15 protein-coding genes are annotated in these 24,856 nt (G+C 73.3%); 8 read left to right on the top strand and 7 right to left on the bottom strand.

Annotated features, from left to right (window positions below):
- Nucleotides 1–57: 57 nt before the first annotated feature.
- A complete protein-coding gene (locus NQU55_RS19400) occupies nucleotides 58–627 on the top strand; it encodes an N-acetylmuramoyl-L-alanine amidase (RefSeq protein WP_256790901.1) in 570 nt (189 codons plus the stop codon).
- A 4-nt stretch (nucleotides 628–631) separates the two neighbouring features.
- Here NQU55_RS19400 and NQU55_RS19395 read toward each other — a convergent pair whose 3' ends face one another.
- Both NQU55_RS19395 and NQU55_RS19390 read right to left on the bottom strand, forming a co-directional pair.
- The gene (locus NQU55_RS19395; RefSeq protein WP_168097159.1) at nucleotides 632–898 is read right to left on the bottom strand and encodes a hypothetical protein; all 267 of its coding nucleotides are present in this window, start codon (nucleotides 896–898) and stop codon (nucleotides 632–634) included.
- A 166-nt stretch (nucleotides 899–1,064) separates the two neighbouring features.
- Nucleotides 1,065–2,195, bottom strand: coding sequence for an ABC transporter substrate-binding protein (locus tag NQU55_RS19390; RefSeq protein WP_256790900.1), 1,131 nt, complete (start codon nucleotides 2,193–2,195; stop codon nucleotides 1,065–1,067).
- Nucleotides 2,196–2,484: 289 nt separating this feature from the next.
- On the opposite strand from NQU55_RS19390, the gene NQU55_RS19385 reads away from it, so the two are divergent.
- The 7 genes from NQU55_RS19385 (at nucleotide 2,485) to NQU55_RS19355 (ending at nucleotide 20,259) form a co-directional block, all read left to right on the top strand.
- Entirely contained in the window at nucleotides 2,485–3,060 is a 576-nt protein-coding gene (locus NQU55_RS19385) for a hypothetical protein (RefSeq protein ID WP_168094696.1), read from the top strand.
- Between the two features lie 288 nt (nucleotides 3,061–3,348).
- Nucleotides 3,349–4,179 (top strand): hypothetical protein, encoded by an 831-nt coding sequence (locus NQU55_RS19380; protein WP_168094695.1) that lies wholly within the window; start codon nucleotides 3,349–3,351, stop codon nucleotides 4,177–4,179.
- A gap of 204 nt (nucleotides 4,180–4,383) precedes the next feature.
- Nucleotides 4,384–5,682: a cytochrome P450 gene (locus tag NQU55_RS36840; protein WP_168094694.1), complete on the top strand. Its 1,299-nt coding sequence runs from the start codon at nucleotides 4,384–4,386 to the stop codon at nucleotides 5,680–5,682.
- Nucleotides 5,683–5,689: 7 nt separating this feature from the next.
- The gene (locus tag NQU55_RS19370) at nucleotides 5,690–7,327 is read left to right on the top strand and encodes a PfaD family polyunsaturated fatty acid/polyketide biosynthesis protein (protein ID WP_168094693.1); all 1,638 of its coding nucleotides are present in this window, start codon (nucleotides 5,690–5,692) and stop codon (nucleotides 7,325–7,327) included.
- A 96-nt stretch (nucleotides 7,328–7,423) separates the two neighbouring features.
- Complete coding sequence (locus NQU55_RS19365) at nucleotides 7,424–13,705, top strand: type I polyketide synthase (protein ID WP_256790899.1); 6,282 nt, start codon at nucleotides 7,424–7,426, stop codon at nucleotides 13,703–13,705.
- Nucleotides 13,695–19,913: a type I polyketide synthase gene (locus NQU55_RS19360; RefSeq protein ID WP_168094047.1), complete on the top strand. Its 6,219-nt coding sequence runs from the start codon at nucleotides 13,695–13,697 to the stop codon at nucleotides 19,911–19,913. Before NQU55_RS19365 ends, NQU55_RS19360 begins: the two co-directional genes overlap by 11 nt.
- 187 nt (nucleotides 19,914–20,100) lie before the next feature.
- Nucleotides 20,101–20,259 carry a hypothetical protein gene (locus NQU55_RS19355; RefSeq protein WP_168094048.1) on the top strand — a complete coding sequence of 53 codons (159 nt, stop codon included), beginning with the start codon at nucleotides 20,101–20,103 and terminating at the stop codon, nucleotides 20,257–20,259.
- A gap of 97 nt (nucleotides 20,260–20,356) precedes the next feature.
- Here NQU55_RS19355 and NQU55_RS19350 read toward each other — a convergent pair whose 3' ends face one another.
- From NQU55_RS19350 to NQU55_RS19330, 5 genes are all read right to left on the bottom strand, one after another.
- Complete coding sequence (locus NQU55_RS19350; protein ID WP_168094049.1) at nucleotides 20,357–21,616, bottom strand: glycosyltransferase; 1,260 nt, start codon at nucleotides 21,614–21,616, stop codon at nucleotides 20,357–20,359.
- Between the two features lie 20 nt (nucleotides 21,617–21,636).
- Complete coding sequence (locus NQU55_RS19345; protein ID WP_168094050.1) at nucleotides 21,637–22,575, bottom strand: alpha/beta fold hydrolase; 939 nt, start codon at nucleotides 22,573–22,575, stop codon at nucleotides 21,637–21,639.
- The gene (locus NQU55_RS19340; RefSeq protein ID WP_168094051.1) at nucleotides 22,572–22,829 is read right to left on the bottom strand and encodes an acyl carrier protein; all 258 of its coding nucleotides are present in this window, start codon (nucleotides 22,827–22,829) and stop codon (nucleotides 22,572–22,574) included. Before NQU55_RS19340 ends, NQU55_RS19345 begins: the two co-directional genes overlap by 4 nt.
- A gap of 77 nt (nucleotides 22,830–22,906) precedes the next feature.
- The gene (locus tag NQU55_RS19335; RefSeq protein ID WP_168094052.1) at nucleotides 22,907–23,920 is read right to left on the bottom strand and encodes a 3-oxoacyl-ACP synthase III family protein; all 1,014 of its coding nucleotides are present in this window, start codon (nucleotides 23,918–23,920) and stop codon (nucleotides 22,907–22,909) included.
- A gap of 34 nt (nucleotides 23,921–23,954) precedes the next feature.
- Complete coding sequence (locus NQU55_RS19330; RefSeq protein WP_256790898.1) at nucleotides 23,955–24,830, bottom strand: alpha/beta fold hydrolase; 876 nt, start codon at nucleotides 24,828–24,830, stop codon at nucleotides 23,955–23,957.
- Nucleotides 24,831–24,856: the final 26 nt, after the last annotated feature.

The following is a 24,856-nucleotide window of genomic DNA, read 5'->3' as shown; positions in this document are numbered from 1 at the left end:
GCCCTGACTTGGCGTCAGAGAGCCGGGAGGCGCGTAGGGTCGGCCATCATGGGCCTCATGGAACGCTATGCCTGCGATCACCTCGTCAGCTGGCACCACCGGCTGCCCGAGCGCCGTCTCGACATCATCACCGCGGTCGTGCTGCACGCCACCGAGCTGCCCGGTTTCGACGAGGCGGTGCTGGAAGCCGACAGGACGGCACGCGAGAGCGAGACCGGGCGCGGGATGTGCGGGCACCTGTACATCGACCGGGACGGTGCGGTGCACCAACTGGTGCCGTTCGAACGCGTCGCGCAACACGTCCGCGGACACAACACTCCGTCCATCGGCATCGAACTGACCAACCGCGGGCGGTACCCCCGCTGGTTCGACGCCGACCACCAGACCCCGACCGAGCCGTTCCCGGCCGCGCAGGTGCAATCGCTCCGGGAAGTGCTGAGGGTGCTTCGCGGAGAATTCCGCCACCTCGCCGACTTGTACCGGCACAGCGATCTCGATACCGCCCTCGTCCCGGCAGCGGACCGCCCCGAGACGAAGGTGCGCCGCCGGATCGACCCCGGACCGCTCTTCCCCTGGAAAACCGTGTCGGCGTTCTGGGCCGAGCTCGGCCAGGGCCGGGAACCTTAGGCCGTCAGGGGCAGACCTCGCGCATGGCGATACGGGCCAGGCATCGACTCCCGCCGGCGGACGGGCAGGACGCGAGATCGGGCTCCTGGCCGCGGTGCACGCCACCCTTCTCGTCGGCCTGGCCGGGCGCGGCGTCGAGCGGCCGGGGAACCGCGTCGCCATGCCGGCCGTCCGTTACGAGCACGGTGACCGCTTCGTGCCGCACGCAGACGTGACGGCGTCGGACGGTGGGCTCCCGGCCCTTCGCCGCCGGGTGCCGGCGGTCCTGCACGTGGCTCAGGACCCGGTGCGTTCGCTGTCCCGCGGGACGGATCCCGAGGCGGCGTCGCGCGGAAGCCTGACGTTCTTCGACACGTCCCCGGACGTCACTTGGCAGACCTGCCGGGTCAAGGTCGCCGTTGACCCGGGGTCCGTAGGGCGGCCGGTACCGCAGGGTCCTAGCCCTGGGTGCCGTTCTGGTCGACGGGGTACAGGCCGAGCCGGCCTTCGGGGTCGGCCGGGTTGGCGCCCTTGACGTCACCGACGTAAAGGTTGATGAGCGCCTTGTAGCGGTCGAGGGCGGCGCGGTCGCTCATGAAGGCGCCCAGGCCGAGCGGGTTCATGTTCGGGTAGTCGAAGATGTTCTTGCGGCCGGCCGGGGTGGCGACGTCGGTGCGGGCGCTCCAGCGGTTCTGCTGCCCCTGCTTGGACAGGATCCAGCTCATGTACAGCTTGGCGGCGGCCTTGTGCGGGGCGTCCTTGAGGATGGCGCCGGTCTGCGGCCACGCGACCCACGGCGACTTCTCCGGGATGCTCGTCTTCGACAGACCGCTGGCGCTGCCCGAGCTGCCGAAGTTCGCCACGTAGTCGCCGGTGCCGACCAGGCCGGACGCGTCCGCGGTGCCACGGACGAACTTGGGGTTCTGGGCGAGGAGCTTCTTCAGGTAGTCGGTGCCGTACTTGTCGGTGAGCTGCTTGAAGTAGTACAGAACGGCGTCGTCGTCGTTCGGGTACGTGAAGACGAGCTTGTTCTTGAACTCGGGCTTCAGGAAATCCTCGGCCTCGACGGGTGCGTTGTCGCCGAGCGTGGTGGCGGTGACGTTGGCGAAGGCGATGAAGAACAGGCCGGTGTAGTAGCCGTCCTTGTCCTTGACCTGGTCGTAGACCTTGTTCCAGCCGACCGGCTTGTACTTCTCGAGCGCGCCCTCCTTCTTCCAGCGCGGGAAGTCGTCGAGGGTCTGCAGGTGGACGACGTCGGCCACGACCTTGCGCTCGGCTATCTGATTGTCGAGGCGCGCGTCGTGGTTCTTGCTGAAGTCGACGACGGTGTCGACCTTCATCTTGGGGAACTGCTTGACGAAAGCGTTCTTGAGGGAGTCGGCCTGACCCGGCTTGTCGCCGCCGGCGTAGACGACCAGACGGCCGCCCTCGGCGACGGCCTCCTGGTACAGCTTCTGCAGCTGCTCGTCCTCGCTCGCGCTCTTCGGCGCGGGGCGGGCGGCGGGGGTGGCGGCAGCGGCGGTGGCTCCGCTCGCGGCGAGGACGCCGAGGGCGACGGCGGTGGCCCAGGCCTTTCGGGTGGACTTCACGAAGGCTCCTTCATGGGGGGAGACGGGAGATCTTGAAAGTTCAATGATCCCCGGGCGCTCACTCTAGGACGCTCTCGTTGAAAGTTCAAGGAGTGGGGTCGGGGTGCCTCCGGGGGCGGTGGGCATGGGGGTGCGCGGGCGTGCCCGGGCCTCGCACGGATTCGGGCAGCCGGGACGGGGGAGCGCGGTGCTTCGGCGCCGGTGATCGATGACCAAGGGCGCGGAACGCTTCGGATGCCGGAAACGGAACTCGCCGCCGGGCTCCCCTCGGTGTCCCTAAACTACCGGTATGGCTGCGGGGGGCTGGAATTGGTTCTGGATCGTGTCGTCGATGCTGCTCGGCCAGGCCACGGCCCTGGCGACAGGGATCTTCAACAATCGGTCGCAGTTCAGGCGTGAGGCGCTGGCCAGGAGGGCCGACCGGTCCAAGGTGCTCGCCGAGCGCCGTGAGACGTTCGAGCTGACGCATCTGGTCGAAGTGAACACCCTGCTGCGGAACGCGATGGCCGCTCTCCTCGCGTTCAGTTCCGCCCGGCATCTGTACAGGTCACGCATGCAATCCGAACCGTCCGAACCACCGGAGAGCCTCCGGCGGCCGGTGACGGACGCATCCGATGCCTCGGACGCCGCCCTCGACGCCCTGCGCTCCCAGATCGGCTTCATCCTCGCGAACAACGTCCGGGCACTGGCCGACGTCGCGGAGGAAGCCATCACGCGGGCGGCCTCGGGCATCTCCCTCGACGCGCCGGTCGACTTCACCGACGTGAGCAAGAAGGCGAACGCGGCCTACGAAGCCCTGGCCGCGCGGCTCCGGGACATCTACGCGACCGCGGAGGCGGCGACGCCGACGCCGTCGGCGTCGTAAACGGCCGAGGGCCTGCCGGGCTCCGCCCGAAGGCTCAGGACTCCCACGACGGCGTGAGGTGCGGCGACGCACACGACTCCCCAGTGCCCCTGCTTCTCAGCGGCCTGGGCAGCGACCCATGCGCGCTCATGGCGCTGCAGCTGCTTCCGTTTTCGCTTCCTCTGTCCAGGTGTGGCGGGCATTTGTGGGCCAGGCGGGTGAATTGGGGCATCCGTCGGAGTGGTCCTGGGCAGCTCGTAGGCGCGTCGCGTTCGTCTTCCACTGTCGCTGTGACCCTCGGAGGCCGAGATGAGATACCTACGTCGTTGCCTGGCCATGGCGGCCGCCGCTCTTCTGGCGGCCGGTTCCACCACGGCCGCCGCGCGAGTGCAGGAAGGTGCGGTACCCGCGCGCCAGCGGGCGCACGTCATGGCCCAGCACACCGTCCACGTCGGCCCGACCGTCAGCGTCCCGGCGGGGCAGGCCGTCGTGGCGCCCCCGGCGGTCTGTCCCGCCGGTCAGGTGGCTTCCGGGGGTGGCGGGGAGATCACCGGCGGCTCGGTCTTCCTCACGTGGTCCCGCCCCCGGCCCGGCACCACGGGCACCTGGGAGGTGCGGGGCCTCAACGCCGGCGGCCCGACCGCGCAGCTCCACGCCGAAGTGGTCTGCACCACGGCACCGCACAGCAGGGGCAGCGCCAACGACTCCGTGCCACCGGGCAACGGGGGCTCCGCGATCGCTCCCTGCCCGGCGGGCCAGGTGCCCAGCGGCGGCGGGTACGACGTCACCGGGGACTCGCTCCGCGTCACGCTCGTCGACGTTCAGCCCGCCGGCTGGCTCGCGGCGGCCTCCAACACGGGGAACGGCCCGCAGACCCTGACCTCGTACGCGGTCTGTTCCCCGGCGGCGCACTCCCACCCCAGGAGCGGCAGCCTGCCGGTCCCTGCGAGGCAGACCGTGGAGGCGACGGCGCCGTGTCCCGCCAGTCAGGTCGTGACCGGTGGTGGCGGCGCCGCCGGGTTCCCCACCTTCGTGCGCGCCTCGATCCCCTCGGGCAACGGCTGGAAGTTCCGGGTGGCGAACACCAGCCCCGACCTCGATGACGTCATGAACGCCGAGGCCCACTGCACCGTCCCGTAGCCGCCTTCGGCACCCGTAGGGAGCGCGTCGTGTTCGCACGGGCAACCGGCGGACGGGAGCACTCCTGCGGCTGGGCAGAGGGCCCGGGGCGCAGCCGCAGTGTGCGCGCTCACCTGAACGGGTGAGCCCGTTTCCCCCTGCGGGTAGCGGGGAGCGCGCCGGGCAGCCTCCTTCTCACAGGCTTCCCGGACGGGAGGAGTCGCTGTGACGGTACCAGGACCTACCCGCGCCGGCTGGGCCGACAGCGTGCGGCTGCTCGTGATCGGCGTGCTTCCCGCCTTCGCCCAGGGGTTCGTGCTCCGCCGTCCCCTCGCCCTCAGGGTGACGGCCGCACTGGACACCCACGCGTGGGGCTGCCGGGTTCTGGACGACTTGCGCGAGCGTCACGGCCCCGGTCCGGTGCTCGTCACCGTTTTCGGCAGGACAGGGCTCGTCCTCCTCTCCGCCGAGGACGCTCGCCGTGTGCTGGCCGAGACCGGCACGTCGTTCACCTCCGCCAACCGCGAGAAGACGGCCGCTCTGTCGCACTTCGAGCCGGATGCCGTGTTGATCACCCCGGGCCCTCTCAAGGCGGGGCGGCGCCGGTTCAACGAGGCCGCACTCGACGGCTGCACAGCCGATCCGGGATTCCGCGAGGCCTGCCGGGCCGCCGTCGAGGAGGAGATCCGGCCGCTGCTCGCCGGGGACACGCTCACCTGGGGGCGGTTCCACGCCGCCCATCAACGCATCGTGCGCCGGATCGTCTTCGGCGACGCCGCCCGTGACGACGAGCGCATCACCGAACTGCGGGACATGCTGCGAAGCGACGGCAACTGGGCCATGCTGCACCGCAAACGCCACCGCCTGCGCGCGGAGCTGTTCGCCCGCACGCAGCGCTACCTCGACCTGCCCGAACCCGGCGGCCTGGCCCGCGGGGTGTGCGCCACGCCCGCCACGGCCGAGACCAGGCCCGTGGCCCAGATGCAGCACTGGTTCTTCGCCTTCGACGCGGCCCCCATCTCCGACTACCTCACGCTCGGCCTCCTCGCCTGCCGCCCGGAGCCGTCGGCCAGGGCCCGCGCGGACCGGGCGTACCTCCGGGCCTGCGTCCTGGACGCCCAGCGCCTGTGGCCCACGACCATGGTCATCCTGCGGGACAGCACCACCGAGACGCACTGGCCGGGCGGCTGGACCGTGCCCGCGGGCACGGCGGTGATCTTCTGCAACCCGTTCTTCCAGCGTGACGCCCGGCGCCTCCCCTACGCCGACCGGTTCGAACCCGAAGTGTGGCTCGACGGGCGGGCCGAGGCGGATTGGTCGATCGCACCGTTCAGCCGCGGCCCCGCCCGGTGCCCCGGCAAGGAGGTCGTCCTCTCCACCAGTGCCACGCTCCTCACCGGGCTCCTCGCCCGTGACTGGCGCCTCACCTCGCCGCACCGCCTGGGTCCCGGACGTCCTCTCCCGCGCACCGCCGATCACACGTCGCTGCGGTTCGCGGCGGGCGACCACGCCGTCCACGGCTGACGTCGTGATGGCATCCTCCCGTCCCGCCGCCCCTCAGGCCCCCGCCACGCCCGTCCTGTGGTACCCGGGCGACCGCCCGGCCGCCTTCGCTCCTGCGGAGATCCTGAGCGCGGCGGGCGTCATCAGGGAAGCCGTCCATCTCGTGACCGACCCCGCGGGACGGGGGATCGGGGTCGCCGTAGGGGGCTCCACGGGCCCGGTCGCCCCCGGCCGGCCGGGACTGCCCCTGCTGGGCACCCTGCCACCGCTGTACCCGGAGTGGCTCGGGGACCGCTCCTTCGGCGAGGCGCACGGCGTGCGGTTCCCCTACGTCGCCGGGGAGATGGCGGGCGGCATCGCGACCGTGGCCATGGTCTCCGCCATGGCCCGGGCGGGCATGCTCGGCTTCTTCGGCGCCGCCGGGCTGGATCCGGAGCGTGTCGAACAGGCGGTTTCCGAGCTGGCCTCCGGGCTCGCGGGGAAACCGAACTGGGGCGTCAACCTCATCCACTCGCCCGGTGAGCCGGTGCTGGAGGACCGGGTCGCCGAGATCGCCCTGCGCCACCGCGTGCCGGCCGTCTCCGCCTCCGCGTTCATGGCGCTCACCCCCGCGGTGATCAAGGTCGCCGCCCGCGGACTGCGCCGCGGACCCCGAGGGCGGATCCTGCGCGGCACCCGGCTGTTCGCCAAGGTGTCCCGGCCCGAGGTCGCGGGCCCCTTCATGGCACCGGCCCCCGAGCCCCTGGTGCGCGCTCTCGTCGAGCGGGGGGAGCTCACCGCGGACGAGGCCGAGCTGGCCGCCAGGGTGCCCGTCGCGGAGGACGTCACCGTCGAGGCGGACAGCGGCGGGCACACCGACAACCGGCCGCTCACGGTCCTGCTGCCGGCCATGCTCGCCCTGCGGGACGAACTCACGGCCGCACACGGCTACGACCGGGCCATCAGGATCGGGGCGGCGGGCGGGCTGGGCACGCCCGCCGCCGTGGCCGGTGCCTTCGCCCTCGGCGCGGCGTACGTCCTGACCGGCTCCGTCAACCAGGCCACCCGGGAATCAGGGCTGTCGGACGACGCGAAGGCGATGCTGGCACAGGCCGACGTCGCCGACGTGACCATGGCACCGGCGGCCGACATGTTCGAGCTCGGGGTGAAGCTCCAGGTGCTGCGCAGGGGAACGCTCTTCGCCGCGCGCGCCACCCGGCTCTACGACCTCTACCGCGACCACGAGAGCTGGGAGGACATCCCGCCCGGGCAGCGAGCCCGGGTCGAACAGGACATCCTCGGGACGTCGTTCGACGCCGTCTGGGCCGAGACCTCGCGCTTCTGGCAGCAGCGGGACCCGTCCCGGCTCCGCAAGGCCGAGCAGGATCCCCGGCACCGGACGGCGCTGGCCTTCCGCTGGTACCTGGGCATGTCGAGCCGCTGGGCGGTGGCGGGGCACGCCGAACGCCGAGCGGACTACCAGATCTGGTGCGGACCGGCCATGGGAGCGTTCAACCGCTGGGCGGCGGACAGCTTCCTCGCCGAGCCCGGCCGGCGCGACGTCGTGCAGATCGCGCTGAACCTCCTGGAGGGCGCGGCCGTCCTCACCCGAGCCCATCAACTGCGCAGCCACGGCGTCGCCGTGCCCGCCGCCGCCTTCGCCTTCCGGCCCCGGCGGCTCGCCTAGCCCTCCCGGCCCGGCCTGTCCGTGCCGGCCACCGCCCCGCCCCGTCCCGATCGGTCCCGATCCGTCCCACCCCGTTCTGCGACACGAGGACACACCATGCCGGATGAGCCGCTCCCGCGCCGCGTACCCGTCGCCGTCGTCGGTCTCGGCGCCCTGCTGCCGGACGCCCGTGACGTCGAGCAGGGATGGCGGCTGATCCTCGGCCGCCGGAACCTCATGCAGGACATCCCGCCGACCCGCTGGCTGATCGACGACTACTACCACCCCGTCCCCGGCACTCCGCAGAAGATCTACACGCGCCGCGGAGCGTTCCTGCCCACTGTGGACTTCGATCCCATGGCCTACGGCATCCTGCCGCAGAACCTCGCGTCGACGGACACGGCGCAGCTGCTCGCCCTGCTGGTCGCCGAGCAGGTCCTGCGGGACGCCGCGGACGGCGGTGTCGCCCGGCCGCACGGCGACCGCGTGGCCGTGGTGCTCGGCACGGCAGCACTGGGACTCCTCACGGAGTCCAACGCCCCGACGCAGCGGCCGGTCTGGCTCAAGGCCCTGCGCGAGCACGGCCTGCCCGAGGCGGAGGCACAAGCCGTCTGCGACCGCATCATCGCGCACTATCCCCCACCGACCGAGGCCACCTTTCCCGGGCTGCTCAGCAACGTCGTCGCCGGGCGCATCGCCGCCCGCTTCGACCTGCACGGCACGAACCACACGACCGACGCGGCGTGCGCCGGCTCGTTCGCCGCCCTGTCCACCGCCCTCGACGAGCTCTCCCTGGGCCGCGCCGACCTGGTCCTCACCGGCGGCGTCGACACGACGAACGACATCGGCATGTTCTGGTGCTTCACCACCACTCCGGCGCTCTCCCCGACACAGGACTGCCGGCCCTTCGCGGAGGACGCCGACGGGACCATGCTCGGCGAGGCCGTGGTCATGTTCGCGCTCAAACGGCTGGCCGACGCCGAGCGCGACGGTGACGGCGTGTACGCGGTCATCCGCGGCCTGGGCAGTTCCTCGGACGGGCGCGGCACGGCCATCTACACGCCCAGGGCGGGGGGCCAAGCGCTCGCCCTGCGCCGGGCCTACGAGGAAGCGGGCTACGCACCCGCCACCGTGGAACTCGTCGAGGCCCACGGCACCGGCACGAAGGCGGGAGACCAAGCCGAATTCACGGCTCTGCGGGAGGTGTTCGAACCGAGCGGCCGCTCCGGCCGGCAGTGGTGCGCCCTGGGTTCGGTCAAATCGCAGATCGGTCACACCAAGAGCGCGGCGGGGGCGGCCGGCCTGCTCAAGGCCGTCCTCGCCCTGCACCACAAGGTGCTGCCACCGACCATCAACGCCGAGCGCCCGCACCCCGGGCTGCACATGGAGACCAGCCCGTTCTACCTCAACACCCTGACCCGCCCGTGGATCCGGGCCGGGGACACCCCCCGGCGCGCGTCCGTCTCCAGCTTCGGGTTCGGCGGCAGCAACTTCCACGTCACGCTGGAGGAACACCGGGCTCCGAGTCCGAGTCCGGCTGTGGCTGCGGCTCCCTCTCGTGTCCCCGTCCCCGCCGCTTCCCGGCCGCGCCTGCGCACCGCACCGACGGAACTCCTGCTCCTCTGCGCCGACTCCGCCGAAGAGCTGCGCGCGCGGGTGACGGATCTCCGGTGTGCCGCGGAGGAGGCCGGCGCACGGCCGGCGCACGGTCTCGCCGGCCTGGCCCGCCGCAGCCAGGGGGACTTCCGGCCCGACGCGGGCCGGCGGCTGGCGGTACTGGCCACCGACACCGCCCGGCTCGTCGAGCGGCTCGACCAGGCCGCCGCGGGCCTGGAGGCGGGGGAGGCCACCTCCCGGCCGCTCGCCCTGCACTGGGGGTCGGGGCCGTGCGAGCCCGGTCGCCTGGCCTTGCTGTTCCCCGGCCAGGGAGCCCAGTACGTGGGCATGGGGGGCGACCTGGCGGCCCACCATCCCGGGGCGCTCGCCGTCTGGGACGCGGTGGGCGGGACGGGCGGGACGGCCCCCGGGGGAACACCACTGCACCGCGTTGTCTTCCCCCCGACCCTGCCAGGCGACCGGCGCGCCGCGCAGCAGGAACTGCTCACGGCCACCGAGTGGGCGCAGCCCGCCCTGGCCGCGCACAGCCTGGCCCTGCTCGCCCTGCTGGACGAGTTCGGCCTCCGCCCGGACGCGGTCGCGGGTCACAGCCTCGGCGAACTCGTCGCCCTGCACGCGGCGGGTGCGTACGACGGTGAAACGCTGATGCGTCTTGCCCGCGTCCGGGGGGAGGCGATGCGGGACGCCGGGGCCGCGACCCCGGGAGCGATGCTGGTGATTCTCGCCGACCTGGCCGAGGTCAGGGACGCGCTGGCGCGGTCCGGCGTGGAGGACGTGTGGATCGCCAACCACAACGGCCCCCGGCAGACGGTCGTTTCGGGAACCCGCGAGGCGATCGCGACCGTGGCGGAACGGATGAAGGCGGCCGGTACCGGCACCATGCCGCTGGTCACCTCCGCCGCCTTCCACAGCCCGCTCGTCGCGGCCGCCCGGGCCCCCTTCGCCGCGGCCCTTGCGGCCGCCACGGTCTCACCCCCGGGCCCGGAGGTCTTCTCCAACACCGACGCCGCGCCCTACCCTGCCGCGGCCGAAGAGATCCGTGCCCGCCTGGCGGGCCACCTGACCGAGCCCGTGCGCTTCACGGAACAGATCGAGGCCATGTACCGGGCCGGGGTGAGGACCTTCGTCGAGGCCGGACCCGGCACGACCCTCACGACGCTGGTGGACCGGATCCTCGGTGACAGGCCCCACCTGGCCGTACCCCTCGACCGGCGAGGGACGCACGGCGTGACCGCCTTCCAGGATGCCCTGGCCCGGCTCTCCGTCCACGGGATTCCGCTGGACTTCGCGCCCTACTGGCAGCACTACGCCATGCCCCGCCCCGCCGGCCGGGAACACGCACCCAGGATGACCGTACGGATCGACGGCGGCAATCACGGACGGCGCTACCCGCCGCAGGACGCGCCCCGGGGAGCCACGGAACGGCAGGGGAGTGCCGACCGGCGGAAGACTGTGGACGAACCGGCGGCGCCTGTGCCGCCCGGCGCCTTCGACATGCCCGAAGCGCCTGCGCTGCCCGGCGTCCAGGCTCCGGCCGTGGAACTGCCCGGGCCCGGGCCCGAGCCGGTTCCGGCTGCGTTCCCCGTCCCGCCGCCGGATGCGTCCCCGTTTCCCGTCTCTTCCCCACCCCGGCAGCCGGCCGACGAGGACGACGCCCGGATCGCCCTGATCGAGGACGCCCAGCGCCAGACCGCCGACGCCCACGCCGTCTTCCTGCGCTCCATGAGCGAGGCGCATCAGGCATTCCTGAGGATGTCCGAGACGTCCTTCGCGGCGCTGGTGGGAACAGCGCCCGGTGAGCCCGCGACCCCGCTCCCGGAGCGGTCCTCCGGCACACCCGAGGCATCCACTGCGGCGCCTCCGGCCGCCCGGCCGGACAGCGCGGCAGCCCCCCTGCCCGCCGCCCCGGCCCTCGTACCGTCTCCTGCCGCGCCGCAGACCGTCGAAGGCGTCATCGTGCCCGCCCCGGGGGAGTTCGACCCCGCGCGGCTCGAAGAGGAACTGCTGGCCGTGGTGGCCGAGCGGACGGGCTACCCGATCGAGATGCTCGACCTCGACATGGAACTGGAGTCGGAGCTGGGCATCGACTCCATCAAACGCGTGGAGATCCTCTCCGTGCTGCGGCAGCGGATGGGGGAGTTGCCCGAAATGCAGGGCGACCCGACGGAGCTGGTGTCCCTGCGGACGCTCCGGCAGGTCGTCGGCAAGATCCGGGGGGTGGCCGGAGGCACGGCAGGGCCTGCGGACGCACCGGAGCCCGGGCCCGGCCCCGCCGCGACGCCGGCGCTTCCGCCTGCTGCTCCTGCTCCGCCTGCTCCTCTTGATCCTGCCGGCCTTCCCGGTCCTTCGGCCTCCGCCACGGCGCCGGAGCCCGCCCGGGCCCCGGCCGTCCTGGGACGCTACACGCTGCGCACCATCCCCGCTCCACCCACCGGCCTGGCCGTGCCCGGCCTGGGGAAGCACGTCCTGCACGTGGTCGACGGGGGCTCCGGTCTCGCCGACCTCGTGGCCGGGCGCCTGGGCGAGCGGGGAGTGGCCGCCGAAGCCGTCACGGAGTTGCCGCCGGAGAGCCGGGCGGTGCTGCTGCTGGGCGGCCTGTCCGAGGACCTGACGGTCGACGCCATGCTGGAGGTGCAGCGGGACGCCTTCCGGGCGGCGCGTACGGTGGCACCGCGGTTCGCCGAGGAGGGCGGGGTGTTCGTCACGGTGCAGGACACCGGCGGGGACTTCGGAGCCGGGGGCGCGCAGGGCGAGCGGGCTTGGCTGGGCGGCCTCGCGGGACTCGTGCGGACGCTCGCCGGGGAATGGCCGGAGGCCGTGCTCAAGGCCGTCGACTGCGCGCGATCGGGCCGTACGCCGGAGGCGGTGGCCGATGCGGTCGTCGGGGAACTGTTCCACGGAGGGCCGTTGCTGGAAGCGGGCCTTCCCGCGGACGGGAGTCGTGTGACAGGAGCGGTCGTCCCGGCTCCGCCGGGAGCGGAGGACGGCGGCCCGGGTCCCGACGACGTCATCGTGGTCACCGGTGGCGCCCGCGGGGTGACCGCAGCCGCGGTGACGGCGCTCGCCCGGTCCGGGCGGCCGCGGCTGGCCCTGCTGGGCCGCACCGAACCGGCCGACGAGCCCCCGGGGCTGCCGCCGGGGAGGGATCAGTCCGCCCTCGTACGGGCCCTCGCCGCGCAGCGGCCGGGCGCCACCCCGGCCGGACTCGCCGAGGAGGCCCGTCGCGTCCTCGCCGTCCGCGAGATCCGGGCGACCCTCTCCGCGATCGAGGAAGCGGGCGCGCCCGTGCGCTACATCCCGGCCGACACACGCGACCCTGACGCCGTACGAGCCGCTCTGCACGCCGTGCGCACCGAGTGGGGACCGGTGACCGGCATCGTCCACGGCGCCGGGGTACTGGCGGACAAGCGGATCGCGGACAAGACCGACCGGCAGTTCGACGACGTCTTCGGCACCAAGGTCTCGGGTCTGCGCGCCCTCCTGGACGCGACGGCCGACGATCCCCTGCGGACCCTCTGCCTGTTCTCGTCCGTCGCGGGCTGCTTCGGGAACCCGGGGCAGAGCGACTACGCGATGGCCAACGAGACCCTCCACCAGGTGGCGGCCCGCGAGGCGGCGGCCCGCCCCGGCTGCCGGGTGCGAGCCCTGGCCTGGGGCCCCTGGCAGGGCGGCATGGTCACCCCCGCCCTGGCGGACCACTTCACGGCGGCCGGAGTGCCTCTCCTCGACGTCCCGTCCGGAGCACAGGCGTTCGTCGAGGAACTGACCCGCCCGGGAGAGGACGACCGGGTGCTCCTCGTAGCCGTGCCCGCCGTCGCCCGAGGGCAGGACGAACTCCCCGCCGTTCTGCCGCCGCCCGGAATGCGGAGTCTCCAGGCCGCCGGAGCACGCGTCACCCCGGCCACTCACCCGTACCTGGCCCACCACGTCATCCAAGGCAGGACGGTCCTGCCCCTGGCGCAGTCCCTGGAGTGGATCCTTGCGGCTGCCCGCGCCTGGAACCCTGCCGCCGCCGCACTGACGCTGCGCGACGTCCGTGTCCTGCTACCGGCCTACTGGGAGGCGACGGACACCCAGGACAGGGAGTTCACTCTCCACGGAACGAGTACAACCAATGGAACGAACGGAACGAATGAAACGAACGGGGCCGCGGATCCCGGCTCGCTGACCGTGGAACTGCGCGGCGCCGGGGGCCGCGTGCACTGCAGGGCGTTCGTCGCGGTCGACGACGGCCCGGCGGGAGCGCCCCCGCCCGTACCGGCGGAGACGGACGCCCCCGCCCTGCCGCCCTGGGAGCGCGGGGAGATCTACGACGGCGCAGTGCTCTTCCACGGCCCGCTGCTGCACGCGCTGACGAGCGTCGAAGGGATGGGACCGGCCGGTGCCCGGGCCACCCTCGCCGGGGCGGCCGCACTGGGCTGGCCCGGCGACACGGGGCAGACCGACCTGGCCGCCGTCGACGGCGCCTTGCAACTCGCCGTGCTCTGGGCGCCGGAAGTCCTCGGAGGGGCCGCGCTCCCGATGTCCGTCGGCACCTTCCGCCTCCACCACCGCGGCCTCGCGAACGGCCCGGTCACGTGCACCCTCCAGGCGGTCCGGGCCGAGGGCAGCGCGGCCTGGTGCCACCTGCGGCTGACCGGCGAGGACGGAGTCCCGTTCGCCGACCTGTCCGACGTCGGGCTGATCCGGCGACCGGACGGGCTCCCGAGCCCCCTGCCCGCCACGTCCCCGGCGCCCGAAGGCCCTCCGAGCGACGAAGGAAGGGACACCAGTGGCCTTTGAACCCATCGCCGTCGTGGGGCGCGGATGCGTACTGCCGGACGCGCACAGCCCGGAGGAGTTCTGGCAGAACGTCCTCGACCGCCGGGTCAGCCTCGGCCCGGCTCCGCGGGACCGCTGGGGGCTGCCGTCCGGTGCCCGGCCGACCGCCCCTGACCGCACAGACCGTGCCGACCAGGGCATCGGCGGATTCGTCCGCGGCTTCGAAGACGTCTTCGACCCCGGTGCGTACACCCTCGGCCGCACCGACGTCAGGAGCCTCGACCCGCTCTTCCAATGGGTCCTCCACGCCGGGCGCCGGGCCCTCGCCGAAGCCGGGCACCCGGCCGCCGCGCCGTCGCGCGCCGGCCTCGTACTCGGCAATCTGTCGTACCCCTCCACAGCCGCCGTCCGGCACACCGAGCACGTTTGGCTCGCGCAGCAGGAACCTGCAGTGCGGGACGCCCTGCTGGCCTCGTTGCCGGCCCGGCCCCATGCCGTCAACCGCTTCTCCTCCGGTCTCCCGGCCCTGCTCGCGGCCCGCGCGCTGGGGCTGGAGGCCGGTGCGCACGCCCTGGACGCCGCCTGCGCCACATCGCTGTACGCGGTCAAACTCGCCTGCGACCGGCTGCAGGACGGGGCGGCGGACCTGATGGTGGCGGGCGCGGTGAGCCGTTGCGACCCTCTGCTCATCCAGGGGGGGTTCACGGTCATGGGCGCGCGCAGTCCGACGGGGCGAAGCCGGCCGTTCCACCGGGAGGCCGACGGCCTGGTGCCGGCCGAGGGCGCCGTCATGTTCGCCCTCATGCGACTGGGCGACGCCCTGGCCCAGGACCGGCAGGTGCTCGCCGTGGTCCGGGGTGTGGGGCTCGGCAACGACGGACGCGCGTCCGGACTGATCGCCCCCGATGCCGCGGGCCAGGAGCGTGCGATGCGCGCGGCCTACGCGTCGGCCGGGGTGCCCCCCGAGTCCGTGGGGCTGCTGGAGTGTCACGCCACCGGGACGACCGTGGGCGACGCCGTCGAGGTCCGGTCGACGGGCCGGGTCTTCGCCGCTCACCGTGGGCTGCCGGCCGGATCCGTGAAGGCCAACGTGGGCCATCTGCTGACCGCCGCGGGCGGGGCGTCGCTGCTCAAGGTGATCGCCGCACTGAGGGCCGGGGTCCTGCCGGCGTGCCCGCACGACGGCACTCCCACGACGCTGGAGGGGCGGCCGATCCGGTTCCTCACGGAACACGAGGCCTGGTCCGGCCCCCGCCGGGCGGCGGTGAGCGCGTTCGGCTTCGGAGGCTCCAACGCCCACCTCGTTCTCGACGCCGGGGACACGCGCGACACCCCCTTGCCGCTCCCCGCCCCCGCTCCCCGGCCGGACGCCGTTCCCCTGGCGGTCGTCGCGCTCGCCGCCCGGGTGGGGCGCGACGGCGGCACCGAGGACCTCGTCGTCGCGCTGTACATGGGGCGGCCCGCCCGGGAGCCGCGCGAGAGCGCCGGCACCGCTCTGCAGGGCCTGCGCTTCCCTCCCGTGGATCTGCGGGAGGCCCTGCCGCAGCAACTCCTGGTCCTCGACGCCGCGCGGGAGGCGGCCCGCGGCGTGTCCCTTCCGCCGGCGCGCACGGCCGTCGTCGTCGGGGCGGGCGTCGACCCGCAGGTGGGCCGGCACGCCGCCCGCCGCCGGATCGAGGACCTCTGGCAGCGTGCCGGGCTGCCCTTGCCGCCCGGTGGGCCGGCCGGGCTCCAGGAAGCGTTCACCCCTCCGGGCACCGCCGCCGGAGTGCTGGGCGCCATGATGAACATCGTCGCCAACCGCATCAACAGCCAGCTCGACCTGACGGGGCCCGGCTTCACCGTCTCGGCCGAGGAGGACTCCGGGACCGCCGCCCTCGCCCTGGCCGCCCGCTTTCTGAGGGCGGACGAGGCGGACGCCGCGATCGTCGGAGCGGTCGACCTCGCCCACGACCCCGTGCACCGGGCGGCCCTGCGCGACCTGGGAGTGGACCGGGAACCGGGGGACGCCGCGGTCGTCCTCGTCCTCAAACGGCTGCCGGACGCCGAGCGGGCCGGGGAACCGGTCCTCGCGCTCCTGGACGACGAGCCCGACGGCGGCACGCCCGACCTTCGGGTCAGCACCGTCCCCTTGGACGGGGCGGAGGACTGTTGCGACAACTCCGCGCTGTTCGGCACGCCCCACGCGGCCGCCGGCCTGCTCGCGGTCGCGACCGCCGTCACCGCGCTGCGCTCCGGAGCCGGGCCCCGGCCGGGCCGGATCGCCGACGTCGGAACGCCGCTGCGTACGGCCGAGGCCGTCGTCCAGGTCCTGGGAGGCCCGCAACGGCGGGTGCGGCTCCGCGCGGCCCCCACGACCGCGGCCGCCCGGCGCCACGGACAGGTCGCCTTCGTGTACACGAACGGTTCCGCCGCCTATCCCCGCATGGGCCGGGAACTGACCCTCGCCCTGCCGGCGCTCGCCGAGGCCGTCCGGCAGCGCTGCGACACCGGCGACGTCCCCTGGCCGCCCACGGACTTCGCCGGCACGGGCGCCCTCGGCAGGATCTGGGCCACCACCCGGCTCGCCGCCCTGCACACACTGATCACCCGGTACGCGCTCGGCCTGCGGCCCGACGCGGCCATCGGATACTCCTCCGGCGAGACCACCGCGCTGATCGCTCTGGAAGCGTGGCCCGACGCCGCCGCACTGGCCGAGGACGCCCGGCGCGGCGGCCTGCTCACCCGCGACGTGACGGGCGAGTACCGGGCGATCCGCCGCGCCTGGCAGGCCCGCGGCATCACCGGAAGCCGCTGGCGCAACTACCTGCTCACCGTGGAGGCGGAAGAGGCCCGGGAGGCCGTCGCCGCCGAGCCGGCCGTACACCTGATGGCGATCAACGCCCCCGGCGTCTGCGTCATCGGAGGCGAGGAGACCGCCTGCGCCGCCCTGGTACGGGACCGCTTCGCCCACCGGGCGGTCCGGCTCGACTACGACATCGCCGCCCACGCCCCCGAACTGGAGACGGTCCGTGACGCCTGGCACCGGCTGCACAGCCGCCGCACCGTGCCCGTCCCGGGCGTCCGCTTCTACCGGGGCGACACCGCCGAACCGTACGTGCCCACCGAGGAGAGCGCCGCTGATGCCATCACGGCCCTGTCCACCAGGACGGTGGACTTCCCGGCGGTGATCGAGCGGGCCTACGCCGACGGCGTCCGCGTCTTCGTCGAGCACGGCCCCCTCTCCCTGTGCACCGACTGGATCGGCCGCATCCTGCACGGACGGGAGCACCTGGCGGTCGCACTCGACGAACCCGGCGGCCGGGCCCTGCACCGGTTGCGCCGGTCGGCGGAGCGCCTGGCGGCCGCCGGACTGTGCGACCCGGCACCGCTGCTGCGGCTGCTCGGGCCGGGCGACGCCGGCTCCTCCGGGCCGGCGGCGGACCGGATGCTGCGCGTACCGGCCCATCCCCCTGCCGTCAGGCTGCCCGCCCCGCACGCACCCGTCACCGTCATGGCCCCCGCACCGGCCCTGCCCCCGGTGCTCCCCGCAGCCCCGGCGAGCGGGGAGCGGACCGCGGGGCCGCACGCGTCGCCGCCCTCCCCGCCGCCCGGTACCGCGGCCGTCGCACGGCACCGTGCCCGGGTCACCGCCTTGCACCGGCAGTACCTGACGGAGCAGGCCGCCCTGCACCAGCGGTTCCTGCGGGGGCAGCGGCCGATGAAGGGGCAGCGACCGGCGGAGGACACCCTGCCCCGCCCGGCGGCCCCACCGCAGGCCGGACCGCTTCCGGCCCCCGCTCCGCCGGTCGCCCCGCCGCCGCGGCGACCGGCCCTGCCCGGACCGAAGTTCGACCGTGCGCAATTGGAACGGCTGGCGGACGGGCCGGTCTCCGAGCTGCTCGGCCCGCTCTTCGCCCCCCAGGACGGCTACCGGCGCCAGACGCGCCTGCCGGGGCCTCCGCTGCTGCTGGTGGACCGTGTCACGGGCATCGACGCGGAACCGGCCTCCATGGGAACGGGCACCATCTGGACCGAGACCGACATCCGGCTCGACTCCTGGTACCTGGACCACACCGGCCGGATCCCCGGCGGCCTGCTGGTCGAGGCCGGCCAGGCCGACCTGCTCCTCATCAGCTGGCTGGGCGTCGACCTCCTCAACCGGGGCGAGCGCGTCTACCGGCTCCTCGGCTGCGAGGCCACCTATCACGGCAGCGCACCGCGGGCGGGACAGACCCTGCGCTACGAGATCCACATCGACGGCCACGCGGAGCACCGGGGCACGCGGCTGTTCTTCTTCCGCTACGACTGCTTCGCGGGCGACGAGCCGGTCGTCAGCATCCGCAACGCACAGGCGGGATTCTTCACCGACGCCGAACTCGCCGCCGCCGGGGGCATCATGTGGACCCCGGGCGCGGCCCTCTCCCGCGACCTGCCCTTCGACCCGCCCGCCCCGCCCCCCACCGCCGCGCGGTTCGACGCCGACGCCGTACGGGCCTTCGCCGAGGGCCGCCCGTACGACTGCTTCGGATCCGCCTGGGACGTCACCCGCGCCCACGTGAGGACGCCCCGCATCGACGGCGGACGGCTCCTGCTGATCGAGGAGATCACCGCGTTCGAGCCGACCGGCGGCGCACTGGGACGCGGCTACCTGCGCGCCGAGACGCGGCTGCACCCCGACGACTGGTACTTCGACGGCCACTTCAAGAACGACCCCGTCATGGCGGGCTCCCTCATGAGCCACGGCGTGCACCAGGCCATGGCCTTCCACCTCACCGCTCTCGGGCTGACCATCGACCGCGACGGGGCCCGCTTCGAGGCCGTGCCCGGCGTCACGGCCGTCTCGCGCTGCCGCAGCCAGGCGACCCCGGCGAGCCGGCGCGTGGTCTACGAGATCCACGTCGGGGGCCTGAGCACCGGCCCGGAGCCCGTGCTGTACGCGGAAGCCATGGTCAGCGTGGACGGCGTCAACGCCTTCCACGGCCGGAACCTGGCGCTGCGCCTGGTGCGGGACGCCCCGCTGGACCACTGGCGGGACCTGGGACCGCACCGTGAGCACACCACCGGCGCATGCCCCGAACCCCGGCTCCTGGGCGGCCTCGTCGGCTACCGCGAACGCCGTCCGGTGGTCACCGAGAACGGCTTCGCCCTTGATTACCCCTCGCTGCTCGCCTGCGCCTGGGGCCGCCCCGGCCAGGCCTTCGGGCCGTCGGCCACCGCCTTGGACCGGGCACCGACCACCATCCATCTGCCGGGCCCGCCCTACCACTTCATGAGCCGCGTCGTGTCCCTCGACGCCTCTCCGGGCCGGCCGCGGCCGGGCAGCGTGGCCGTCGCCGAGTACGACGTGCCCGAGGAGGTCTGGTACTTCGAGCAGAACGGCACCGCCGTGATGCCCTGGGCGGTCCTGATGGAGGTCGCGCTGCAGCCGTGCGGCTGGCTGGCGGTCTGCACCGCCGATCACCACTCCCTCACCACCGGACCCCGGCTCGTCTTCCGCAACCTGGACGGCACCGCCCGCCTGCACCGGCAAGTGCGGCCGGGCGTACGGATTGTGCGTACCCGAGCGGAACTCACCGGATCCGCCCGGCATGGGGACATCACGATCGTCTCCTTCGCCGTCGACTGCACGTCCGACGGTGCGCCCCTGCTGACCGCGACCTCGTCGTTCGGCTTCTTCCCGCAGACCTCCCTGGACCGGCAGGTCGGCATTCCCGCCGACGCCGGCGAGCGCACGCAGTGGGCCATGCCGTACGACGTGAGCGCCGACCTCACCGGACCGCGCCCGGCCGCCGGCGCGCGGCTTCCCGGGCCCATGCTGCGGATGCTGGACCGTGTCACCGGGCACCGGCCGGACGGCGGCCCGGCGGGCCTGGGCCGCCTGCGTGCCGAGAAGGCGGTGGACGCCGGCGCCTGGTTCTTCAAGGCGCACTTCTTCAGGGACCCGGTCCAGCCCGGCTCCCTGGGCGTGGAGGCGATGGCCCAGCTGCTGCAGTTCCACCTGCTGAAGTCCGCTCCGGCGGCAGCGATCACCGGCGGGGCCCTCGAACCCCTGACGGGCGGGGAGTTCACGTGGCGGTACCGCGGCCAGGTCGTCCCCACCGACGGGCGGGTCACCGTCGGCGTCGACGTCGTCGAGGAAGGTGAGGACGAACGGGGGCGCCACACCCTGGCCGACGGTTGGCTGTGGGTGGACGACCGCCGCATCTACCGGGTGCGGGGCCTGGGCATGCGACTGGGCCGCGCATGAAGGAAGAGCCGTCATGTGTCCTGGTGGACACGGGAGAGCGCGGACGGCCGAGTGCGCCTCCTTGAGCACTGATGCGGCCTCTGGTGAGCGTTTGTGCGCGGAGGGTGAGGAAAGCCTCCCGGTGCGTCTTGAGGCGGCATTCGCCGCCCTGACTCTCAGGAGGTCCGCCATCAACAGCATCCGTCGCATGGCCGCCGCTGCCGCGGCAGGCATCCTTCTGTCCATCGGAAGCGTGGCCGTCGCCACACCTGCCCACGCCGACAACGAGGTCGCGAAGCTGGTCTGTGCAATCCTCCGGACCGGATACGACCAGGCGCAGCTCGTCGGGTGCCAGAACCTGGAATGAGAGCCCATCCACCATGGCGCGCACACCTCCATGCGTGCCGCGTGACGGGGCCTCCGCCGGCCAGGACCGGCGGAGGCCCCGCACCGTTGCGGCAGCGTCACCCGAGCTGCGCGCGCCCGGCGCGGCCGAGGGCGCGAACGACCCCCGCGACGCCGTCCTGTTGCTCGATCAGCGCCCCGATGCGGCGGGTCCGATCGCGGTAGCGACCGTCGGCGAGGAGCCGCCTGAGGGCAAGGCCGAGGCCGTCGCCGTCGAGGCGGGGCATCGGGACGACGGCGGGGGTGAGGCCGAGGGCGCGGAGCCGGGCGGCCCAGAAGGGCTGGTCGAGTTTGAAGGGGACGGGGAGGGTGGGGAGAGCGGCTCGCAGGGAGGCATGGGTGGTCCCCGGCCCCGCGTGGTGGACGGCGGCGGCCATGCGCGGGAAGAGCCAGGCGTGCGGGCATTCCCCTATGGTGAGGATGTCGTCGCTTTCGCTTTCGCCGTCGCCCGTCAGGCCGGCCCAGCCGCTTTGGACGACGGCGCGGATCCCGAGCCGGTGGACGGTACGGGTGATGATCCGGGACAACCGCTCCGCATGGCCCCGGCCCATGCTGCCGAAGCCGAAGTACACGGGCGCGGGCCCGGAGGCGAGGAAATCGGTGAGACGGTCATCAGGTTGCCAGTCGGGCGGCTGAGCGGGCCGCCAGACGCCGACGGTCTCGTGCCTGGAGGGCAGAGGCATGCGGTCGGGCAGCAGAGCGCTGCCGAAACCGTAGTACACAGTGTGGCGGCGGGTGGACGAGCTCAGGGCGTCGCCGGTGAAGCGGTGACGCAGGCCGAGTTCACGCCGTAGCGCGGTGACCACCGGTGCGTACAGCGGACTGAGGATGCGTTGGACCAAGGCATCGGCGACTGTGTAACGCACGCGCGGGGCCCCGGCGATGAGCCGCGGAAGCATCATGGCGTGCGAGACGGTGGAGACGCCGATGCACGGCAGGCGGAGCCCTTCGCCGATGACGGCCGCCTGAGGGTGCATCAGAGGATGTGCGAGGAGCATGTCGGTGCCTTCGCCGGCTGCTTCCAGAAGCACCTTGCCCGCGGTGAGTGCCATGTCCCGGCCGTTGTCGATCCGTGCGCGGCGCGGTTTGTGCGCTCCGACCGCTGCTTCCTGCTCGTCCAGGGGCATGGCCCGTACCGGGAGCCCGTGTTCGCGGAAGAGGGCCGCGTACCGCCGTGAGGTCACCACCGTCACCTGATGGCCGGCCTTGCTCAGGCCGGTTGCCAGGCCGGTGTAGGGGGCGATGTCGCCGGTGGTTCCCCAGGTGGCCAGGAGGATGCGCTGCGGCGTGGCCGGCTGGGGCGTGAAGGGGGATGGCATGGCGGCGGGACTCCCGGAGCTCAGGGCATCTTCTCGATGGAGCAGTGCTGCAGGGTGCCGAGCGGCCTGCCGTCCAGGAAGAGGGTGACGAGAGCGGCGAAGTCGGCGTCGCGCTCCATGTGCAGCAGGTGGTCGGCGTTCTTCAGGACGACGAAGGTCGCGCCGCTGATGGTGCCTGCGACGGCCCGGTTGTCGGCGACGGTGGTGGCGGTGTCGAACTCGCCCACGCCGACGAGCGAGGGGAGGCCGCGGAGGCCGCCCGGGGGCAGCGGGTCGTGCAGCAGGAGGAACCCGCGGTCGTGGACGTAGCGGATGAGGGGGTCGCCGGAGGATGCGGCGAGCTGGTCGAGCACGACGCGCCCTGCGGCTCTGATCAGCAGGTGCCGTTCCGCCGCCTCGGTGTTGGTCAGGACGCCGACCAGTTCGCGGGCGGCCCGCAGCCGATCGGACGGGGTTTCGGCGGAGCGCGGGCTCCGGGCATCGGCCTCCCGGCGCAGCCCTTTGCCGATCAGTTCCGCCAGGCGAGGGGCGGGCCGGGGCGAAGCGCCGAAGAGCATCAACCGTGTGACGCGATCGGGGTGGCGCTGGGCGAGCCGGTAGCCGATCGGATAGCCGGAGGAGACGCCGAGTACGGCGAAGCGGCGGATGCGGAGCCGGTCCATGGCGTGCAGGGTGGCGTCGGTGAGGTCGTCCCAGCTCAGGCTCTGTGCTGTCCGCCCCGGTGTGCGGGCGGGTGGCAGGTCGGGGATGACGAGGGGGATCCGGGAGGCCACGTGGCGCTCGAAGCGTGCCCACGAGTGCCTGGTCTGCAGGCCGCCGCTGAGGACGAGGAGCGGCTCGGTGCCGGCCGGGCCGTGCGGGGTGACGGTCCTGCACGGGTAATCGGCGCCCCTCCAAGGGATGCGGTGGTCGTGCGCACCGGCATCCGCGGACAGGAGCGGGGAGCCGTGCCGGGTCACGCCTTGGCCGCCAGGTGCCTTCCGATGAGTGCCGCGAGGTCGGCGACGGTGGAGTTCGCCGACAGGTCGGCTTCGGTGATCACCAGGCCGTACTCGTCCTCGATGACCATGGCGAGTACGGCGACGGCCATGGAGTCCACGCCGGCCTCCGTCAAGGTGGCCTCCGGTGTGACCGGCCCGGGAGGCAGTCCGGCCTTCCCGGTCAGAATGCCGATGACCGTCTTCTGCAGGTCGTCCTTCTGCATGTCGTCCATGCGCCTGGCCTTCCGGACGTGACGGGTGGGGGTTGCCGGTCGTGAGTGACAGCCGGGGGAGGGGAGGAGGCCGTGCGTCACAAGTGGGGAGTGAGCGCGTGCGGCCACGTGGCGGTGGTGGCGGCCCATGACAGGCCGCTGCCGAAGGCCACCATCAGCACCCGATGACCGGGTTTGATCGCGCCGTCGGAGGCGGCGTGTGCGAGCAGGATCGGGACGGACGCCGCAGCAGTGTTGCCGACGTGCTCGATGTTGGTCGGCATGCGCGCGGTCGGGAAGGACAGGGCGGCGGCCACGGCCTGCGTGATCGTCGCGTTCGCCTGGTGCGCGACGAGCACGTCGACGTCCTCCAGGCTCCAGTGCGCGGCGTCGGCGGCGGCGGTCGCGGCGGCGCTCATGCGCTTGACGGCGTTGCGCACGACTTCGGTGCCGCGCAGGTGCAGGTACGCGTCGGCGCCGCCGAGGTCCGGTGCGGGCGTGCGCCGGCGGGAGCCGCCGGCCGGGATGGCGATGGCGTCGGCGAGGGTGCCGTCGCTGCCCCATACCGACGGTCCGAAGGTGGCGGGCTCACCGGGTGCGGCCCGCCGCAGCACGGCTGCGCCGGCGCCGTCGCCGAAGATCGGGGCGGTGCTGGAGTCCCGTGGGTTGACCATGGTGGAGGAGCTTTCGGCGCCGATCACCAGGACCGTTCCCACGGTGGCGGCGGCGATCAGCCCGCGGGCGAGCTCGCAGCCGTAGAGGAACCCCGAGCAGCCGGCGTTCAGGTCGAAGGCGGGGACGCCGGTCATGCCCAGGCGGCTGGCGACTTCGGGAGCCCCGGCGGGGCAGAGCCGGTCCGGGGTCGTGGTGGCCAGGATGAGTGCGTCGACGCGTGACGCTCCGGCCGAGGCCAGCGCGCGGGCTCCCGCCTCCGTGGCCAGGTGCACGGTGGCCTCGCCGTCGCTGACGCGGTGCCGGCGGGCGATGCCGATGCGACGCCGTACGAAGTCGTCCATCGCGGGGCTCATGAGATCCGCGTTGGCCACCACGGTCGGCGGCAGCCAGCACCCCAGCCCCGCCAGTACGGTGTTCGTCTTCTGTTCTTCTGCCACGTTCTTTCCGTTGGGACGGGGTGGCGGGTGGTCGTCACCCGACAGCCATGGCCGGTTCGATCAGGTAGTCGAGGTCGGTGAGCGGGCGGCCGGTGAAGAACCGCATCACCAAGTCACTCGCCTCGTAGCGGCGCTGCAGGAACACCCAGTGATCGGCCTCGCCGATCGCCGCGAACGTGCAGTCCCCGATCGTGGCCGCGAACTCCTTCTGCTCCTGCAGGGAGCTGATGGTGTCGTGCTCGCCGCAGAACACCAGCGTGGGAACACCGTGCAGACCGCCCTCGGGATCCAGGTTCTCCAGGACCGAACGCTCCATCGTCCGGAACCCGTGCGCGCTGCTGGTGACGGCCCGCAGGGTCATCCGCTTGACCAGCTGACGCACCACATCGCGGTTTCTGACGGTCGCCTCGGCGTCGGAGCACAGGAACATCTCCGCCAGGACGTCGACGAACCCGTTCGCATCCCCGGACAGCATCCGCTGCGCGCCGCGCATCCACAGGTCGATGAGTTTGTCGCTGATGCGGACGGGCACGCCGCCCAAAGCCAGCTTGGCGTACCGGTCCGGGCGTCGTTGCGCGCAGCGGAAGGCGACCGCTGATCCGAAGGAGTAGCCGAGGAAGTTGACGCGCTCCAGGCCGAGGTCGTCGATGATGATCTCGACGGCCCGGCACATGGTCTCCATGTCCTGCTCGGGCCGCAGCGGCGTGGACTCGCCGGCACCGGGGAGGTCCACCGAGATCAGGCCGGCGTGGGGCAGGACGTGACGCTCCATGATGGACCAGCCGTGCATGCCTTGCAGAACGCCGCCGAGGACGAGCACGGGATCGATGACGGGGGCGTCGCTGTCCACCACCTGGTAGGAGAACGACAGCCCGTCCACTTGCAGGGCGTGGGTAAGCGCCTTGGTCACAGCTCTCCGTCGCGGGTTCGGGTCGG

This window comes from Streptomyces telluris, from assembly GCF_024519335.1.
GTDB classification, from domain to species: Bacteria; Actinomycetota; Actinomycetes; order Streptomycetales; family Streptomycetaceae; genus Streptomyces; species Streptomyces telluris.
This window is presented reverse-complemented; position numbering and strand designations above follow the sequence as displayed.

Bases quoted from the DNA above. Each gene is read 5' to 3' on its own strand.
- NQU55_RS19340 (WP_168094051.1), bottom strand. From the start codon at position 22,829: ATGGACGACATGCAGAAGGACGACCTGCAGAAGACGGTCATCGGCATT.
- NQU55_RS19370 (WP_168094693.1), top strand. From the start codon at position 5,690: ATGGCATCCTCCCGTCCCGCCGCCCCTCAGGCCCCCGCCACGCCCGTC.
- NQU55_RS19355 (WP_168094048.1), top strand. From the start codon at position 20,101: ATGGCCGCCGCTGCCGCGGCAGGCATCCTTCTGTCCATCGGAAGCGTG.
- NQU55_RS19400 (WP_256790901.1), top strand. From the start codon at position 58: ATGGAACGCTATGCCTGCGATCACCTCGTCAGCTGGCACCACCGGCTG.
- NQU55_RS19350 (WP_168094049.1), bottom strand. From the start codon at position 21,616: ATGCCATCCCCCTTCACGCCCCAGCCGGCCACGCCGCAGCGCATCCTC.
- NQU55_RS19385 (WP_168094696.1), top strand. From the start codon at position 2,485: ATGGCTGCGGGGGGCTGGAATTGGTTCTGGATCGTGTCGTCGATGCTG.
- NQU55_RS19380 (WP_168094695.1), top strand. From the start codon at position 3,349: ATGAGATACCTACGTCGTTGCCTGGCCATGGCGGCCGCCGCTCTTCTG.
- NQU55_RS19365 (WP_256790899.1), top strand. From the start codon at position 7,424: ATGCCGGATGAGCCGCTCCCGCGCCGCGTACCCGTCGCCGTCGTCGGT.